Below are 16,145 nucleotides of genomic sequence, written 5' to 3'. Positions count from 1 at the left end.
GTCTTTTTATGTAAAAACTGTTCCATAATAGAACTCTTAAAAAACTATAATGATTATAATCCTTATAATCCGGGGAGTGTAGCCTTTGGCATCCTTCTTGCTATATAAATAGATACAATATAAAAGGAGGGATTTTATGTACGGATATAATGGAAGGTACCTAAGAATTAATCTAAAGACAAAAGAGATTAAGGTTGAAGCCTTGGATTTAGACGTAGCTAATAAGTTTATTGGTGGTAGAGGTTTAGGAACCAAATTTATGATGGATGAAGTTGATCCAAAGGTAGATGCTTTAAGTCCAGAAAATAAACTTATGATAGTTACTGGGGCTTTAACAGGAACACCAACACCTACTGGTGGACGTTATATGGTTGTTACAAAATCACCTTTGACAGGTACAATTGCTAGCTCAAATTCAGGTGGATTTTTTGGAGCAGAATTGAAATCTGCTGGTTATGACATGGTTATTTTTGAAGACCAATCAGAGGAACCGGTTTATTTAAATATTGTTGACGATCAGGTGGAACTTAAATCAGCTGAGCACCTATGGGGGAAATTAGTTGGAGAAGCAACAGATTTACTTCAAGCGGAACATGGGGCTAAGGCAAAGGTATTGGCTATTGGGCCAGGTGGTGAGAATTTAAGTTTAATTGCTGCGGTTATGAATGATAAAGACCGTGCCGCTGGCCGCTCTGGAGTAGGTGCAGTAATGGGATCTAAAAATCTAAAGGCGGTAGTTGTTAAAGGATCAAATAAAGTCGGAATTAAAGATGAAGAGGCTTTAAAAGCAGTTTTTAAAGAAAGCATGCAAAAAATTAGAGAAAATGGTGTAACTGGACAGGGCTTACCTACTTACGGTACAGCAGTCTTAGTAAATATTATAAATGAGAACGGAGTATATCCATATAAAAACTTCCAAGCTGCAGTTGATGAAAATGCTGATGATATCAGTGGTGAAAGCTTAAAGGACAAATATTTAGTGAAAAATACTGCCTGCTATAGATGTCCAATAGCCTGTGGTAGATGGTGTAGTGTTGATGGGGTTGAAATGGCTGGTCCTGAGTATGAAACACTTTGGGCATTTGGTTCAGATTGTGGTATTAGTGACTTAAAAGAGGTTATTAAAGCAAATCATTGGTGTAATGAATTAGGACTAGATACTATTTCTACAGGGACTACTTTGGCAGCTGCAATGGAACTAAGACAATTAGACCTAGTAAAAGCCGAAGAAATTGAAGGTGAGCCATTAGAATTCGGTAATCCTAAGTCAATCGTTGAGTGGACGAAGAAATTGGCTTACAGGGATGGTTTTGGAGATAAGTTAGCAGTGGGTTCATATCGTTTAGCGGAAATGTATGGTCGTCCAGATTTATCTATGAGTGTTAAGAAACAAGAATTACCAGCCTATGATCCAAGAGGGATTCAAGGCCAAGGCTTACAATATGCTACATCAAATAGAGGAGGTTGTCACGTAAGAGGTTACTTAATATCTCCTGAGATTCTAGGATTACCTGAGAAACTTGATCGTTTTAGTTTAGAAGGAAAAGCATTCTGGGCAAAAATATTCCAAGATTTAACTGCATCTATTGACTCCCTAGGACTATGTCTATTTACATCCTTTGCATTAGGTGCTGAAGACTATGCAAAATTATTAAATGCAGTAGCTGGAACTGAACATACAGCCGAAAGTATATTGGAAGCTGGAGATCGCGTATGGAATATTGAAAAGCTATTCAATTTAGAAGCTGGTATTTCACCTAATGAAGATACATTGCCAAAACGTTTATTAGAAGAGGGTATTCCAGAAGGACCATCTAAAGGTTGGGTTACTAAATTAGATGAATTGCTACCGGAATATTATGCTCTAAGGGGATGGACTGCTGAGGGGATTCCAACAGATGAAAAATTAGAAGCGTTAGGATTAAAAACTGCAGCATTGGGACTAAGCTAAGGTAGGAGTGGAAGCTGTGAATATAGAAATCCGATTGTTTGCAACATTTCGTAACGGTAGAGGTAAGAAGCTTGTTTTAGAACAAATGGAACCAACGCCTCGTTCATTGCTTTGTGAGATTGGAATCACAGAGGAAGATGTTGCAATACTGTTAATTAATGGTCAGGACGGAAACTTTGATCAAACCTTAACTTCAGGAGATTATATATCTGTTTTTCCACCGGTTGGAGGTGGTTAAATGCTGAGATATGCAAAAAATGGTATATTTTCTAGCGAAGATATGAGTAAACTTGATAAAAAAAAGGTTTGTATCATTGGGTCAGGAGGTCTTGGTGGTTATATTCTTGAGATGTTAACGCGAGTAGGAGTAGGAAGTATAACGATAATAGATGGAGATGTCTTTGATGAGACAAATCTGAATAGACAAATCCTTGCAACTTCCGAAAGTATTAACAGGGGAAAGGTTGAAGTAGCTATTGAGCGTATGAAACAGGTTAACCCTGAAGTTCAGATCAATGGGATTCGAATTTTTCTGAATGAGGGGAATGTAAATGGTCTAATTGAGGGGCATGACATTGTTGTTGATGGGCTAGACTCTATTGATACAAGATTTATTCTAGAAAAGGCTTGTGAATCAATGAAAATACCATTAGTCCATGGAGCTATAGCGGGATGGTACGGTCAGGTTACAACCATAATGCCTGGGGATCGAACATTAGCGGCTATTTATAAGACTAGGGTTAGTAAAGGGGTTGAAAAAAATATAGGAAACCCTTCCTTTACACCGGCTTGTATCGCTTCTTTCCAAGTTTCTGAGGTGCTTAAAGTGCTTTTAGGACTAGGAGAAACCTTAAGTAAAAAGCTATTGATGATCGACTTATTGGATAATGAGATATTTGTATTAAATATTAATAAATAATTAAATAATTATTCCGAGTCATTCTATTCTAAGGGAAACTATGAATGAATGACCTATGGGTAATTAAAGAAATTTAATTGCCTCCCGTGTTTGGAAAGGAAGAATTTTTTTACTAACGTTCTTTTGCTTTTCAAAAGGACGTTTTTTGTTTATTCCAATGGGGAGAGAAAAAATAGGGGAGATAGTACGATGAAAAAATATTTAATTCTTTTAGTTTTAGTTAGCCTGCTTGTAGGATGTGGGAGACCAAGTACGAGTCCGAGTACAGATGTAAAGGGAGAGATTATCCTAACGACAACAACTTCTACAGAGAATAGCGGTCTGCTAGATGCTATTTTAGGTGATTTCACTGAAAAAACAGGAATAGAAGTTAAGGTAGTGGCTGTTGGTAGTGGAAAAGCACTTCAAATGGGAATGGATGGAGAAGCTGATGTTTTATTAGTGCATGCTAAGGCGTCAGAAGAGGCCTTTGTAGCAGATGGACATGGGTTGGAGCGTTTTGATGTAATGTATAACGATTTTATTATTATAGGTCCAGATTCAGACCCTGCAAAACTGAAAGATATTGAGGCAGATGTTTTGAAAGGTTTTGAAGCAATTATTAATAGCAGTAGTAAATTCATTTCTAGGGGAGATGATTCTGGTACTCATAAGCAAGAGTTATCTTTGTGGAAAAAGCTAAATGTTGAAGCTCAAGGGGATTTTTATATATCCGCTGGTCGTGGTATGGGTGATGTAATTATGATGGCAGATGAACTAGAGGCTTACACCCTTACTGATAGAGCAACTTACTTGAGTATGGTCGATAAAGTTGAATCTGTAATTCTATTAGAAGGTGATTCATTGCTATTTAATCAATATGGAGTTATTGCAGTCAACCCAAATAAAAATGATAAAATCAATTCAGAAGGAGCGAATTTATTTGTTGAGTGGATTTTATCTGACAGCACTCAGGAACTAATTAGAGAATTTGGCGTTGATACTTTTGGACAATCTTTATTTATTCCTAATGCAAAGTAAGATATAAGAAAGTTGGAATGATTATGGTTACAATCCTTGAAGGATTTATTGAAGCATTTTATCTACTAGCATCATTTAATAAAGAAATTTACTCAATTATCGGTCTATCAATTTTTGTGTCTCTATCAGCAACAATTATATCATCAGTTATTGGTATTCTTTTAGGAACTTTGATAGGACTAACTGATTTTCGTTTCAAGAAGACGATTGTAAAATTTGTCTACTCATTTATGGCATTGCCACCGGTGGTTGTTGGATTATTTGTTATGCTAATTATATCGAGACGGGGCCCTTTGGGAGGGTACCAATTGATGTTTACTCCTTTCGCAATGATTGCTGCCCAAACTATACTTATAACACCTATTATTACAGGTATTATATACAACCAAACTAAGGAATATGGTAATGAGATTAGGGAAGTGTCATTAGTTTTAGGTGGGAATAAAATAGACCAGATGATTTTAGTAGTGAGCGAGCTAAAAAGAACCATAGCGATTGCAATTACAACAGGCTTTGGTAGAGGTATATCTGAAGTGGGGGCAGTAATGATTGTTGGTGGTAATATAAAAGGCCATACACGAGTTATGACCACATTTATTGCAATGAATAATTCCATGGGGAATTACTCTGAATCAATTGCTATGGGTATGGTCCTCATAGGAATAGCTATATTAACAAATACAATTATTCTTAGGATTTCAGGTGATGTTAATGAAAATTCAGTTAAATCAAGTAAATAAGAATTATGGGAAAGAAGATATATTCTCTATAAATGAATTTGAATTCAAAACAAATATTATAAATGGAATAATTGGTGACAATGGCTCTGGAAAAACAACTTTATTAAGAATGCTCTCAGGGCTAGATAGGTCTTATAATGGTGACATCCTTTACAATGGTAGGCTATATGCTGATTCATTAATTAAAGATATTACATATATTAGTCAAAAACCATATATGCTCAAACGTAGTGTCTTTGAAAATTTAGCCTATCCACTTAAAATCAGGGGATACTCTAAGGATAGTATAGAGGGGAAAGTAAAGACATTTTTAAAAAAGTTTGGAATTGAACAACTTAGAAATAGGGAAGCAGAGGTTTTGTCAGCTGGTGAACGGCAAAAGGTTGCCTTGGCCAGAGGCATTATTTTTGAACCAAAGCTATTGCTACTTGATGAGCCTACGGCAAATATCGACCCTGAAACTGTAGAATTTCTTGAGGAGATATTAATGGAATATCAACAGGGAACGGAAGTCAATATTATTTTAGTGACTCATAACATTAATCAGGCAATGAGAGTATGTAAACAAGTATCCCTTTTGAAGGACAGGAATTTAGTAGCCTGTAGTCAAAATTATGTTATGAAGAGTGTAGGAGAAAAGACTAAGCTGCATATGTTTTAGACTTGATTATAAAAGGTTTGGGGTGTAGATTATGGATATGTTTACAGTTATGAAACGAGAGGAAGTACATGCATTATTAATTACTGAATTCAAGAATGCTAGAAATGAAGGAGAGTTAGTTGGCATTAATGATGCCTGTGGACGAATCCTAAAAAATGACTTAGTTTCTAAAGAGAATATACCTGCATTTAGACGCTCAACAGTAGATGGATATGCTATGAGATCAAAAGATACAATCGGTTGTTCAGAGTCAATGCCTGCTTTCCTAAAGATAATTGGTGAGACTTTAATGGGAGCTGGAACAGATTTGTACGTTAAAGAATATGAGGCTGTCCATGTTCCGACTGGTGGAGTTGTGCCAAATGGTGCTGATTGTGTTTGTATGATCGAAAATACAGAACAAATTTTAGAGGAAGTTATGGTTTATCGCCCCGCAGCACCTTTAGAAAACATCATATCAGTTGGTGATGATGTGAAGAATAATGAGGTTGTATTGACGGAGGGAACTGTTATAAAAACTCAACATATTAGTGTATTAGCTGCCCTTGGCTATAGTGAAGTAGAGGTTTATCGAAGACCGAAGGTTTCTATACTTTCAACAGGTGATGAATTGGTGGATATATGGAAGATTCCTGAAATCGGTGAGATACGAGATGTTAATACCTATGGCTTGAAATCCATGCTAACGTCTATCGGTTGTGAGGTTACATATATAAATATGGTTGAAGATGATTCAGAGTTATTAAAAAAACATATGGAGGAGGCCTTAGCTGTCTCTGATGTTCTGTTGGTTTCTGGAGGTAGTTCTGTTGGGACAAAGGATATGACTCCAGATATAATAAATCAATTAGGACAGCCAGGTGTTTTAGTTCATGGTGTAGCAATAAAGCCAGGAAAACCAACCATTATAGCAAGAGTAAACAATAAAGCTGTATTTGGATTACCAGGTCACCCAGCATCATGCATGATTTCATATAAGGCAATTGTTGAGCCCTTTATTAGAGAAATATTGTTAAAGTCTAGTGAAAAAGAACGTTATATGGTGGCTACTTCAGGATTTCAAGCCCATGTTTCCTCTGGTAGGGAGGTTTACTACATGGTCACCCTAGATGAAACTGATACTGGATATATAGCTTATCCAGTGAATGGAAAATCAGGTATGGTTTCACTTTTGTCGAAAGCAGAAGGGTATATAAGGATACCTATGGAGAAAGAAGGTATAGAGGTGGGAACCCCTCTAAGGGTATATATGTTTGAATAGAAGGATGGGATATGGGATGAAAAGAAATGTATATTTAGATACTGTAGATTTAGAAGAGGCAGAAAAAATACTAAGAAGCCAATTTATTAAGCCATTATACGAGGAGTCAGAAGTTATTTCAGTTTTCAATTGCTTAGGAAGAATAACGAAAGAACCTATATTTGCAACTATTTCAAATCCCCATTATAATGCCTCTGCTATGGATGGTATCGCTCTGAAGGCTGAATCCACTTATGGTGCTCATGAAAGGAATGAGGTAATTTTATGTGAGGGTGCAGATTTCATGTATGTGGATACAGGAGATTATATAGATCAACGTTTTAATGCTGTATTAATGATTGAAGATGTAATCCCAAAAGGTGAAGGTCAGATTGGAACAATTAAATCTGTCTATCCTTGGGAGAATGTTCGAGTTGTTGGGGAGGATATAGCCTGTGGTGATATGATTTTAACATCCAATTACCGTATAACTCCAGTGGATATTGGAGCTTTAATTAGCGGTGGGGTTTTAGAATTAGAGGTATACAAGCTAAAAACTGTTGGGATTATTCCAACTGGAACAGAAATTGTTAATCCTGGAGAGTCTTTGAAGCCAGGTGTAATAATTGATTCAAACTCCAGGGTTTTCGAAAGTATGGTAAAAGAAACAAACGGGATACCAAATCGCTACGATCCAGTACCTGATGAAATAGATAAATTAAGGAAGGCTATATTAAAATCAGTTGAGGAAAATGATATAACCGTCATCAATGCAGGATCTTCTGCTGGTTCAGAGGATTACACTGTGAGTTTAATTAGGGAATTAGGAGATGTATACATTCATGGTATTGCGATTAAACCAGGAAAACCTACAATTATAGGGAAAATAGCTGGCAAACCAGTTATTGGTATACCTGGTTATCCGGTTTCAGCATATATAGCCTTTAAAACCTTTGTGCTTCCACTTTTAAACCCAAATTTAGCAAAAAAAGAGGACGTGAAAATTGAAGTAACCCTGTCTAAAAGAATAGTTTCCGCATTAAAGCATGAAGAAATCGTAAGGATGAAGGTTGGAAAAGTTGGTGAAAAACGAATAGCTACACCATTAAATCGTGGTGCCGGAGCGACTATGTCTCTTGTTAATGCTGATGGGTTATTGAGAATTCCTAAGGCATCAGAAGGATATGAAGCGGGTGCAATAGTAGAAGTAGAGCTATTAAAGCCAGTAGATTTAATTGATCGTTCCTTAGTATCAATAGGAAGTCATGATATTTTAATGGATTATTTAAATGATTTTATGTCTAAAGCAAGAGATGGCTATACTGTTTCCTCTGCCCATGTTGGAAGTTTAGGTGGGATAATGGCAGTTAGGAAAGGAGAGACTCATATTGCTCCGACACATTTATTAGATGAAGAAACTGGCTTATATAATATGGGATTTATTAATAAATACTTAAAGGGTGAGAAAATTCACCTATTAAAAGGAATTAAAAGATGGCAGGGTTTTTATGTTAACAAAGGTAATCCAAAGAATATTAAAGAGATAAAGGACTTATTTGATAAAGATGTACTATTTGCTAATAGACAAAGGGGTTCTGGAACTCGCGTACTGCTTGACTATATATTAAAGAAAGAAAAGTACGAATCAAGATTAATAAATGGCTATGATACAGAATTAACAACTCATACTAGCGTCGCTTTGTCTGTATTAAGTGGAAATTCCGATGTAGGATTAGGTATTCAGTCTGTGGCTAATCTAATGGGATTAGAATTCATACCAGTTGCATTAGAGGATTATGATTTTATTATTCCACATGAATATATCAATGATCCAAGGGTTCAATATTTTCTAGAAAAGATTCAAAATACGGAATTTATAAATCATCTAAAAAGTATAGGCGGTTATGAACTCGAAGGATTCCATATGTCAACAATAGAAGTAGGTGGTACATAGATGAAGGATCAATATAATAGGGAAATTAATTACTTACGTTTATCCGTAACAGACCTTTGCAACTTAAAGTGTCAATATTGTATGCCAGCAGACGGTGTTGATAAAAAATCGCATAATGAAATTTTAAGAATAGAATCCTATACCAAATTAGTTGAAGCAATGACGAAGCTGGGAGTTAATAAGGTGAGATTAACGGGCGGAGAACCTTTAGTAAGAAGAGGGATTTTAGACTTGGTAAAGACAATTGGTAGTATGCGAGAAGTAAAGGATTTGTCGATTACTACAAATGGTGTATTGCTTAAGGACTACGCACAAAAGTTAAAGGAAGCTGGACTAAATCGTGTTAATATTAGTCTAGATACATTAAACCCTGTAAAATATAAGAAGATTACAAGAGGTGGAAATTTTGAGGAAGTTATTAATGGTATAGGGGCAGCCAAAGAGGCTGGATTGCTTCCAATAAAAATCAACGTTGTTGTTATAAATCACTTTAATACTGATGAAATTATGGATTTTATAAGATTGGCTGATGAGCATGTGGAAGTACGATTTATTGAATTAATGCCTGTAGGCGAAGTTGCTACTTGGAATAAGCAGAAATTTATCTCTAATCAAGTTCTTATAGACCGTTATATGGATTTATTTGAATCTCAGGACTCGGTTTATAATGGGCCTGCGGAATACTTCATAAAGAAAGATAACCAAGGTAAAGTTGGTTTTATCAGCTCTATTTCAGATCATTTTTGCAATAGCTGTAATCGTATTAGGCTAACTGCTGATGGGAAGTTAAAACTATGCCTTCATTCTAATCGGGAGATTGATATAAAAGAGGCATTGAAATTAGATGCAAATAAACTACTGTCATATTTAGAGGACCTTATTTTTAACAAACCTGACCAACATTATATAAATGATACAGAATTTATACCTGTTTTAAGAAATATGGTCGGAATAGGGGGGTAAACATGGAATTTACACATTTTAACGAAAGTGGCAAAGCAAAAATGGTATCTGTTGACGATAAAGCTGATACTAAGCGTGTAGCAGTAGCAAAAGGAACTATTAATGTGTCAGAAGATACATTTAATATGGTTGTTAATGGAACACATAAAAAAGGTGATGTAATTTCAGTTGCACAGATAGCGGGTATTATGGGTGCTAAAAAGACCAGTGATTTGATACCCATGTGTCATAACATCTTTATTTCAGGTGCTGATTTAAAATTTGAGCTAGATTCAAAAAATAGTGCAGTAAACATCACAGCTACTGTAAGTACCGTTGGTAAAACTGGAGTTGAAATGGAAGCACTTACAGCAGTAACCACAGCAGCTTTGACGATTTACGATATGTGCAAAGCAGTTGATAAGAATATGGTTATTGAGAATATTCGACTAATAGAAAAACTAGGCGGAAAAAGTGGCCATTATTTGAGGGGGGAAGAATGATGATAAAAGGTAGGGTTATAGCCATTAATATTAGTGAAATTAAAGGTGTTCCTAAAAAAACTATACCTGAAGGTAATTTCATTCAGGACTTCGGACTTGAGGGAGACGCACATGGTGGAAAATGGCATCGTCAGGTGAGTTTATTAGCTAATGAAAGTGTTGACAAAATGAGGGAATTAGGGGCTAAGGGCCTCTGCACTGGTAAGTTTGCAGAGAATATTACAACTGAAGGCTTAGAACTTTGGAAACTCCCTGTAGGAACTAAATTAAAAATTGGGGATTCTTTGCATGAGGTTACCCAGATTGGTAAGGAATGTCACCATGGATGTGCCATACAACAACAAGTTGGTCAGTGTATTATGCCAACCCAAGGGATATTTACTAGAGTTTTAAATGGTGGGAAAGTTGTTTGTAATGATGAAATAACCGTATTGAGTGGGGATTCACTATGATATATTCTGTCGGGATTATAGTTGCCAGTGACAAAGGTTCTAAGGGTGAAAGGGTAGATCGAAGCGGAGACCTTATAAGCGAGATTATGATAGAGGCAGGGTATATTGTCAAGGAGAAAGTAATTGTTCCTGATGAGCTAAATCAACTTTCAGACACTATGATTCGTATGGCGGATATTGACGGGTATCATTTAATATTAACAACTGGAGGAACTGGTTTTTCCATCAGAGATGTTACTCCAGAGGCGACCCTTTCTGTTATACATAGAGAGGCGCCGGGTATACCAGAAGCAATGCGTGCCTATTCTATGACAATTACCAAAAAAGCTATGCTATCTAGAGCAAGGGCTGGAATTAGAAATAAGACGCTAATTATTAATATGCCTGGCAGCCCTAAAGCGGTGAAAGAGAGCCTGACAGTAATTTTAGAGGCACTAAAACATGGCCTAGATATATTAAATGCAAATGCAAATGAATGTGCTAGGTAGAACGTTAATCATTAGGAGATTAAGAATTAAAGAAGTAATAAAACAAGAGTGCTGTCTTATAGAGGATTTCAGGCAGTACTCTGTTTCTTTTAAATAGCTACCTTATATTTATTACTTTAGTTTATTAACCTCTTTCAGTATTTTCTTGAACTTTTCTATAGACACAATGCAGTCATTACATTTTTCACAATCTAAGTATTATTAAAGCCTATGGACTTATAGTGCCCTTCACCAGTATTATCGGTTTATATCATACCCAAAATAGTTAGAGGTATTTTTCGGGATTTATTAGCCACTAGTTATCATAAAGCTAAAGTATTATAATGTTATATATAATACATAATAAAGAAAAAATATAATTATAAAATCAAATTATTTGGAAGGAGATTGGTAGATTATGAGTACATATAAAGAAATCAAACCTGGAGAATTAAATGAAAGTACTTTTAAACTTATAGGTGAAAAATGGATGCTTATTACCGCTGAATATGATAGTAAAGTAAATACTATGACTGCTTCTTGGGGTGGCTTTGGTTTTATGTTTAATAAAAATGTAGTATATATTGTTATAAGGCCACAACGTTATACTAAAAGCTTTGTAGATAATTCAGATACATTTTCGTTAACATTTTTTGATGAATCCTTCAGAAAACAACTTAGTTATTTAGGGACGGTATCAGGTAGAAATGAAGATAAGATTTCAAAAGCAAATTTAACGATTAAACATTTAAACAACACACCATATTTTGAAGAAGGAAATATGGCAATTGTCTGCAGGAAAATATACTCTCAGGAGTTCAATTCAGAAAGTTTTATAGATACTGAACTAGATAATAAGTGGTATCCAAATAAAGATTATCATACCCTATACATAGCAGAAGTAGAGAAGATAGTAATTAAAGAGCAGTAATTAATAATTATAGATTGACATTTTTCGTTTTAGAATTTAGTATTATAATACAAATTGATTTGATTAAATCAAATTTAATAGAATTAATAAGAAGGTAAAACTATGAATAAATACGATAAAATTAAATTACAAAATCAAATATGTTTTCCTTTATATGCTTTGTCAAGAGAAGTAATAAAGAAATATAAACCGTTATTAGATAAATTTAACTTAACATATACCCAGTATGTAACTATGTTAGTAATATGGGAAGAAGAAAAAATTATGTTTAAGGAATTAGCTAAAAGATTACATTTGGATTCCGGCACACTCACTCCTGTTGTAAAAAAGCTTGAGGCCATGGGATTAATTATTAAATATAGAAATAAAGACGATGATAGAAATGTAACTATAGAAGTAACCAATAAGGGCTTACTTCTTAAGGATGAAATATTAGAAGTTCCTGAAAAAATCTATTGTAATTATAAGGGAGACGAAGAAAAACTTATATTATTAAAACAACTTCTAGATCAGCTGTTATTAAATACACCAAATGAATAAGTTAAATTCCGTAAGGAGTTTGACTTTATTTAAAACTAATTTAATTGTACAAAATTAAATTTATAAAAATAGAATTTTTACAAACAGAAAGGGGATTATTTAATGAACTTTTATGATTTCTCTGCAAAAAGTATTTTTGGTGAAGAAATAAGTATGAAGGAGTACGAAGGTAAAGTAGTGTTAGTTGTAAATACTGCTAGTAAATGTGGGCTAACCCCTCAGTTTAAGGACCTAGAATTACTCTATCAAGAGCTAAAGGATAAGGGATTAGAGATACTAGGATTTCCATGTAATCAATTTGCTAAGCAGGAATCAGGCAGTAATGAAGAAATCTATCAATTCTGTCAAATAAATTATGGAGTTACATTTGCGATGTTTGAAAAAATTGAAGTAAACGGAAAAAATGCTCACCCATTATATAAATACTTAAAAAGCAAAGCAAAATCTTTATTTAGTAAGGAGATCAAATGGAACTTTACAAAATTTCTTATAGATTCTAAAGGAAATGTAATAAATAGATATGCACCTACTACATCACCATTAAAAATTAAAGAAGATATAGAAAAACTTTTGAGTCAATAGGGACGGTTCTTTTTGACTCACTAATATATTATGCAGGTACTTAAAATACCTGCTTTTTATTAATCATTTTTCGTTATTAAAGCTTGATAATAAAATATTGTTTTTATAGTAATTAAATATATAATATGGGTAAATTAATAGAGGAAATTGTAAAAATTTATCGTATATATAATATTATTAGTTATCGTAAAGGAGCTGGTAAATCGGATGTATAGGAAAGAAACTGAGACGTTTGAAAAGTATAATTTATCTCCATTTGCACAGCTAAGTGAGGAATCAAAGGGACGGCAGGTTGTTGAAGAGGAATGTGATATAAGGACGTGCTATCAAAAGGATAGAGACAGGATAATTCACAGTGAATCTTTTAGAAAACTAAAGGGCAAAACACAAGTATATATAATTAAGTATGATAGTTTTAGAACTAGACTAACACATACTTTGGAGGTAAGCCAAATTGCTAGAACTATAGCTAGGGCTCTTAAATTAAATGAAGACCTGGTAGAGGCTATTGCCTTGGGTCATGATTTGGGTCATACTTGCTTCGGACATAGTGGGGAAGAGGTTCTCAATAGACTAACAGGCCACTTCAAACATAATGAACAAAGTTTAAGGGTTATTGATGTTCTAGAGAGGGAAGGGAAAGGTTTGAATCTTACGATGGAAGTTCGGGATGGTATATTGAACCATACTGGTGAAGGTATACCTTTTACTCTTGAAGGTAAATTAGTTAAGCTAATTGATAGAGTTACATATCTTTGTCATGATATACAGGATAGTATTAGTGCAGGAATCTTAAGAAAAGATGATATACCAAGAGATATTCTTGAGGTTTTGGGAGATACGCATAGCTTAAGAGTCAATACGTTTGTACATGATATTATAAAGGAAACTAAAAAGCAATTAGAGAAAGAAGAAGACATAATAATTACTCAAAGTCATGTAGTTTATGAAAAGATGAGTAAACTAAGAGAATTTATGTTTAAAAATGTATATAATGGAGAATTATGTACAGTAGAGAAGGAAAAAGCAACGTATATAGTTGAATTTTTATACAAGTATTTTATTAACTATCCAAATTTGCTACCTGAGTTATACTTAAAGTCGGTTAATGGTGAAAATCTAAATAGAGTAGTAACGGATTTTATTGCAATGTGTACTGATAGTTATGCTATAAAATTGTTCCAAAATAAAGTAATTCCTTTTCCTGAAAATATTAATAGTAAAATGTAGAAAAAAAATTAATAAAAAAGCAGGACTTTTGTCGTATTGTGACGAATTAAATCTAACTATGCCTGAGTATATTTGTTTCAATAGTTTTTATTACATAAGAAATTAATCAAAATAAGAAGGAAATTTGGTAAAAAGGAAGAAATAGTATAGTAATTCAAATAAGTTGTTTTAGTTTAGGAGTAGTAATATGGAAAATGCTTTTCCAGAACATTTAATTGACGAAGTTAAGGAAAGAAATGAAATTGTTGACGTGATTTCTTCATATGTACATGTTAAATCTACAGGACATTCATATAAGGCACTTTGTCCATTTCATAATGAGAAAACACCATCCTTTGTTATAAGTAGAGACAAGCAGATTTTTAAATGCTTTGGTTGTGGTGAGGCTGGAGATGTTTTAAATTTCGTTATGAAAATAGAGAATTTAGAATTTATAGATGCTGTAAAATTTTTAGCAGAGCGTGTTAATATGAAGATTGAGACTGAACAATTGAATAAGCAAGGTAGTGAGGCTAATAATAGAAAAAATAAGCTTTATGAAATTAGTAAAGTTGCAGCCAAATTCTTCTATAATAATTTAAAGGAAAGGGGAAATCCCGCTCTCAAATACCTAATTAATAGAGGGTTTTCAATACAGACGATTAGTCACTTTGGTTTAGGTTATGCAAGTAATAGTTGGAACCTTTTATTAGAGTATTTGACTAAAACAGGTTACACTGAAGATGAACTCGAAAAGTGCGGATTGATCGTAAGAAATAAAAATAATGGGTTCTACGATAGATTTAGAAATAGAGTAATGTTTCCAATTTTCGACGTTAGAGGCAATGTAGTAGCCTTTGGTGGACGAGTTTTGGATGACTCTTTACCGAAGTATCTAAACTCCCCAGAGACTGATATATTTAATAAAAGAAAGATACTTTATAATTTAAATTCTGCTAGAAAGCATGTTAAAAATAATCAGATAATAGTTGTAGAGGGTTATACAGATGTAATATCTCTGTATCAGTTAGGAATAAAAAACACTGTGGCAACACTAGGGACATCCTTTACTAAGGAACACGGGAATATATTAAAAAGATATTGCCAGGAAGTTGTCATCTGTTTTGATGGAGATGTAGCTGGTACAACTGCAACATCGAGGGGTATAGATTTACTAAAGGAAATAGACATAAATTTAAAAGTTGTTTTACTACCTGATAAAAAAGATCCTGATGAATATGTAAAACAATATGGAAAAATAGCTTTTGAAGATTTAATAAATCAGGCGATGACTCTAATTGACTATAAAATACATTTAGTTAAACAAAAGTATAACTTAAATGTACCTGAAGAGAAAATAAAAATAGGTAAAGAAGTTGTCAAAATAATAAAGGAAATTGAGAGTTCAATAGAAAAAGAAGTTTATATTAATAAAATATGTCAAGAAATAGGAATATCTATTGACGCTTTAAATCATGAATTATATGGAAATAAAGCAATATTTAATCCAAATCACGATAAAAAGTATAGTTATAGTAACAAAAGAAATAATAATAAATATATTGAATCAGTTCCTATACCAGAACAGAAGGGACATATAATAGCAGAAAAACAACTTGTTAAATATATGTTGACATATCCAAATGCGATCATTGACATTGCAAAGAAAATTAATTCTGATGATTTTCTATTGGCAGAACATCAGGCTATTGTAGAAATAATATATGAAAGTCAAGATTTTGAAAGAATAAAACAAAATTTAACAGAATATACAGACTTAATAAAAAATATTTTAGAAACAGATATAAGTCATATAGATATGAATAAAGCTTTAGAACAATACGTACTTAATTTGAGAAGATATAAACTCCTATATGAGTTAAATATATTACAAGATAGACAAAAAGAAATAAGCAATGATATTAATTTACGTAAGGAAGAGGTTGATAGTAAGTTGTTGGAAATTAGTATAAAGATTATGGATATTAATAGAGAAGTTCAGAAATTGAGGTCATAGAGGGGAGGGAATTGGTT

The 16,145-nt window shown here is 33.6% G+C and carries 17 protein-coding genes and 1 riboswitch; all 17 genes read left to right on the top strand.

Annotated elements, in window-relative coordinates; all coding sequences use genetic code 11:
• Positions 1-136 precede the first annotated feature (136 nt).
• Entirely contained in the window at positions 137-1,951 is a 1,815-nt protein-coding gene (locus HZR23_RS14750) for an aldehyde ferredoxin oxidoreductase family protein (protein ID WP_132847252.1), read from the top strand.
• A gap of 16 nt (positions 1,952-1,967) precedes the next feature.
• The gene (locus tag HZR23_RS14745; protein WP_132847251.1) at positions 1,968-2,189 is read left to right on the top strand and encodes a MoaD/ThiS family protein; all 222 of its coding nucleotides are present in this window, start codon (positions 1,968-1,970) and stop codon (positions 2,187-2,189) included.
• Positions 2,190-2,870, top strand: a complete 681-nt coding sequence (locus HZR23_RS14740) for a HesA/MoeB/ThiF family protein (protein ID WP_132847250.1) — start codon at positions 2,190-2,192, stop codon at positions 2,868-2,870.
• A riboswitch (molybdenum cofactor riboswitch) is annotated at positions 2,870-2,987 on the top strand. Its footprint overlaps the gene before it by 1 nt.
• 72 nt (positions 2,988-3,059) lie before the next feature.
• A complete protein-coding gene (locus tag HZR23_RS14735) occupies positions 3,060-3,890 on the top strand; it encodes a substrate-binding domain-containing protein (protein ID WP_132847249.1) in 831 nt (276 codons plus the stop codon).
• A 17-nt stretch (positions 3,891-3,907) separates the two neighbouring features.
• Positions 3,908-4,630 (top strand): ABC transporter permease, encoded by a 723-nt coding sequence (locus HZR23_RS14730; protein ID WP_243098142.1) that lies wholly within the window; start codon positions 3,908-3,910, stop codon positions 4,628-4,630.
• On the top strand, positions 4,602-5,291 hold the full coding sequence (locus HZR23_RS14725; RefSeq protein ID WP_165913576.1) for an ABC transporter ATP-binding protein: 690 nt from the start codon (positions 4,602-4,604) through the stop codon (positions 5,289-5,291). The genes HZR23_RS14730 and HZR23_RS14725 overlap by 29 nt, the downstream gene beginning before the upstream one ends.
• Positions 5,292-5,322: 31 nt before the next feature.
• Positions 5,323-6,552 carry a molybdopterin molybdotransferase MoeA gene (locus HZR23_RS14720; RefSeq protein ID WP_132847247.1) on the top strand — a complete coding sequence of 410 codons (1,230 nt, stop codon included), beginning with the start codon at positions 5,323-5,325 and terminating at the stop codon, positions 6,550-6,552.
• A 16-nt stretch (positions 6,553-6,568) separates the two neighbouring features.
• Complete coding sequence (locus tag HZR23_RS14715; protein WP_132847246.1) at positions 6,569-8,485, top strand: molybdopterin biosynthesis protein; 1,917 nt, start codon at positions 6,569-6,571, stop codon at positions 8,483-8,485.
• Positions 8,486-9,448 (top strand): GTP 3',8-cyclase MoaA, encoded by a 963-nt coding sequence (gene moaA / locus HZR23_RS14710; protein ID WP_132847245.1) that lies wholly within the window; start codon positions 8,486-8,488, stop codon positions 9,446-9,448.
• A 2-nt stretch (positions 9,449-9,450) separates the two neighbouring features.
• A complete protein-coding gene (moaC, locus tag HZR23_RS14705; RefSeq protein WP_132847244.1) occupies positions 9,451-9,930 on the top strand; it encodes a cyclic pyranopterin monophosphate synthase MoaC in 480 nt (159 codons plus the stop codon).
• Positions 9,927-10,382, top strand: coding sequence for an MOSC domain-containing protein (locus HZR23_RS14700; RefSeq protein WP_132847243.1), 456 nt, complete (start codon positions 9,927-9,929; stop codon positions 10,380-10,382). Before moaC ends, HZR23_RS14700 begins: the two co-directional genes overlap by 4 nt.
• Positions 10,379-10,870, top strand: a complete 492-nt coding sequence (locus HZR23_RS14695; RefSeq protein WP_132847242.1) for a MogA/MoaB family molybdenum cofactor biosynthesis protein — start codon at positions 10,379-10,381, stop codon at positions 10,868-10,870. Before HZR23_RS14700 ends, HZR23_RS14695 begins: the two co-directional genes overlap by 4 nt.
• A 397-nt stretch (positions 10,871-11,267) precedes the next feature.
• The gene (locus HZR23_RS14690) at positions 11,268-11,780 is read left to right on the top strand and encodes a flavin reductase (protein ID WP_132847241.1); all 513 of its coding nucleotides are present in this window, start codon (positions 11,268-11,270) and stop codon (positions 11,778-11,780) included.
• Positions 11,781-11,882: 102 nt separating this feature from the next.
• Positions 11,883-12,320 (top strand): MarR family winged helix-turn-helix transcriptional regulator, encoded by a 438-nt coding sequence (locus tag HZR23_RS14685; protein ID WP_132847240.1) that lies wholly within the window; start codon positions 11,883-11,885, stop codon positions 12,318-12,320.
• Positions 12,321-12,422: 102 nt separating this feature from the next.
• Positions 12,423-12,902 carry a glutathione peroxidase gene (locus HZR23_RS14680; RefSeq protein ID WP_132847239.1) on the top strand — a complete coding sequence of 160 codons (480 nt, stop codon included), beginning with the start codon at positions 12,423-12,425 and terminating at the stop codon, positions 12,900-12,902.
• 207 nt (positions 12,903-13,109) lie between these two features.
• A complete protein-coding gene (locus HZR23_RS14675; protein ID WP_132847238.1) occupies positions 13,110-14,132 on the top strand; it encodes a deoxyguanosinetriphosphate triphosphohydrolase in 1,023 nt (340 codons plus the stop codon).
• A 187-nt stretch (positions 14,133-14,319) separates the two neighbouring features.
• On the top strand, positions 14,320-16,128 hold the full coding sequence (dnaG, locus tag HZR23_RS14670) for a DNA primase (protein ID WP_132847237.1): 1,809 nt from the start codon (positions 14,320-14,322) through the stop codon (positions 16,126-16,128).
• Positions 16,129-16,145: the final 17 nt, after the last annotated feature.

This window comes from Serpentinicella alkaliphila, from assembly GCF_018141405.1.
Lineage (GTDB): Bacteria > Bacillota > Clostridia > Peptostreptococcales > Natronincolaceae > Serpentinicella > Serpentinicella alkaliphila.
This window is presented reverse-complemented; position numbering and strand designations above follow the sequence as displayed.

Excerpts from the sequence above, each read along its gene's own strand:
- HZR23_RS14725 (WP_165913576.1), top strand. The coding sequence starts at position 4,602 with ATGAAAATTCAGTTAAATCAAGTAAATAAGAATTATGGGAAAGAAGAT.
- HZR23_RS14675 (WP_132847238.1), top strand. The coding sequence starts at position 13,110 with ATGTATAGGAAAGAAACTGAGACGTTTGAAAAGTATAATTTATCTCCA.
- HZR23_RS14685 (WP_132847240.1), top strand. The coding sequence starts at position 11,883 with ATGAATAAATACGATAAAATTAAATTACAAAATCAAATATGTTTTCCT.
- moaC (WP_132847244.1), top strand. The coding sequence starts at position 9,451 with ATGGAATTTACACATTTTAACGAAAGTGGCAAAGCAAAAATGGTATCT.
- HZR23_RS14715 (WP_132847246.1), top strand. The coding sequence starts at position 6,569 with ATGAAAAGAAATGTATATTTAGATACTGTAGATTTAGAAGAGGCAGAA.
- HZR23_RS14695 (WP_132847242.1), top strand. The coding sequence starts at position 10,379 with ATGATATATTCTGTCGGGATTATAGTTGCCAGTGACAAAGGTTCTAAG.
- HZR23_RS14740 (WP_132847250.1), top strand. The coding sequence starts at position 2,190 with ATGCTGAGATATGCAAAAAATGGTATATTTTCTAGCGAAGATATGAGT.
- HZR23_RS14680 (WP_132847239.1), top strand. The coding sequence starts at position 12,423 with ATGAACTTTTATGATTTCTCTGCAAAAAGTATTTTTGGTGAAGAAATA.
- HZR23_RS14720 (WP_132847247.1), top strand. The coding sequence starts at position 5,323 with ATGGATATGTTTACAGTTATGAAACGAGAGGAAGTACATGCATTATTA.
- HZR23_RS14700 (WP_132847243.1), top strand. The coding sequence starts at position 9,927 with ATGATGATAAAAGGTAGGGTTATAGCCATTAATATTAGTGAAATTAAA.
- dnaG (WP_132847237.1), top strand. The coding sequence starts at position 14,320 with ATGGAAAATGCTTTTCCAGAACATTTAATTGACGAAGTTAAGGAAAGA.
- HZR23_RS14690 (WP_132847241.1), top strand. The coding sequence starts at position 11,268 with ATGAGTACATATAAAGAAATCAAACCTGGAGAATTAAATGAAAGTACT.
- HZR23_RS14730 (WP_243098142.1), top strand. The coding sequence starts at position 3,908 with ATGATTATGGTTACAATCCTTGAAGGATTTATTGAAGCATTTTATCTA.
- HZR23_RS14750 (WP_132847252.1), top strand. The coding sequence starts at position 137 with ATGTACGGATATAATGGAAGGTACCTAAGAATTAATCTAAAGACAAAA.
- moaA (WP_132847245.1), top strand. The coding sequence starts at position 8,486 with ATGAAGGATCAATATAATAGGGAAATTAATTACTTACGTTTATCCGTA.
- HZR23_RS14735 (WP_132847249.1), top strand. The coding sequence starts at position 3,060 with ATGAAAAAATATTTAATTCTTTTAGTTTTAGTTAGCCTGCTTGTAGGA.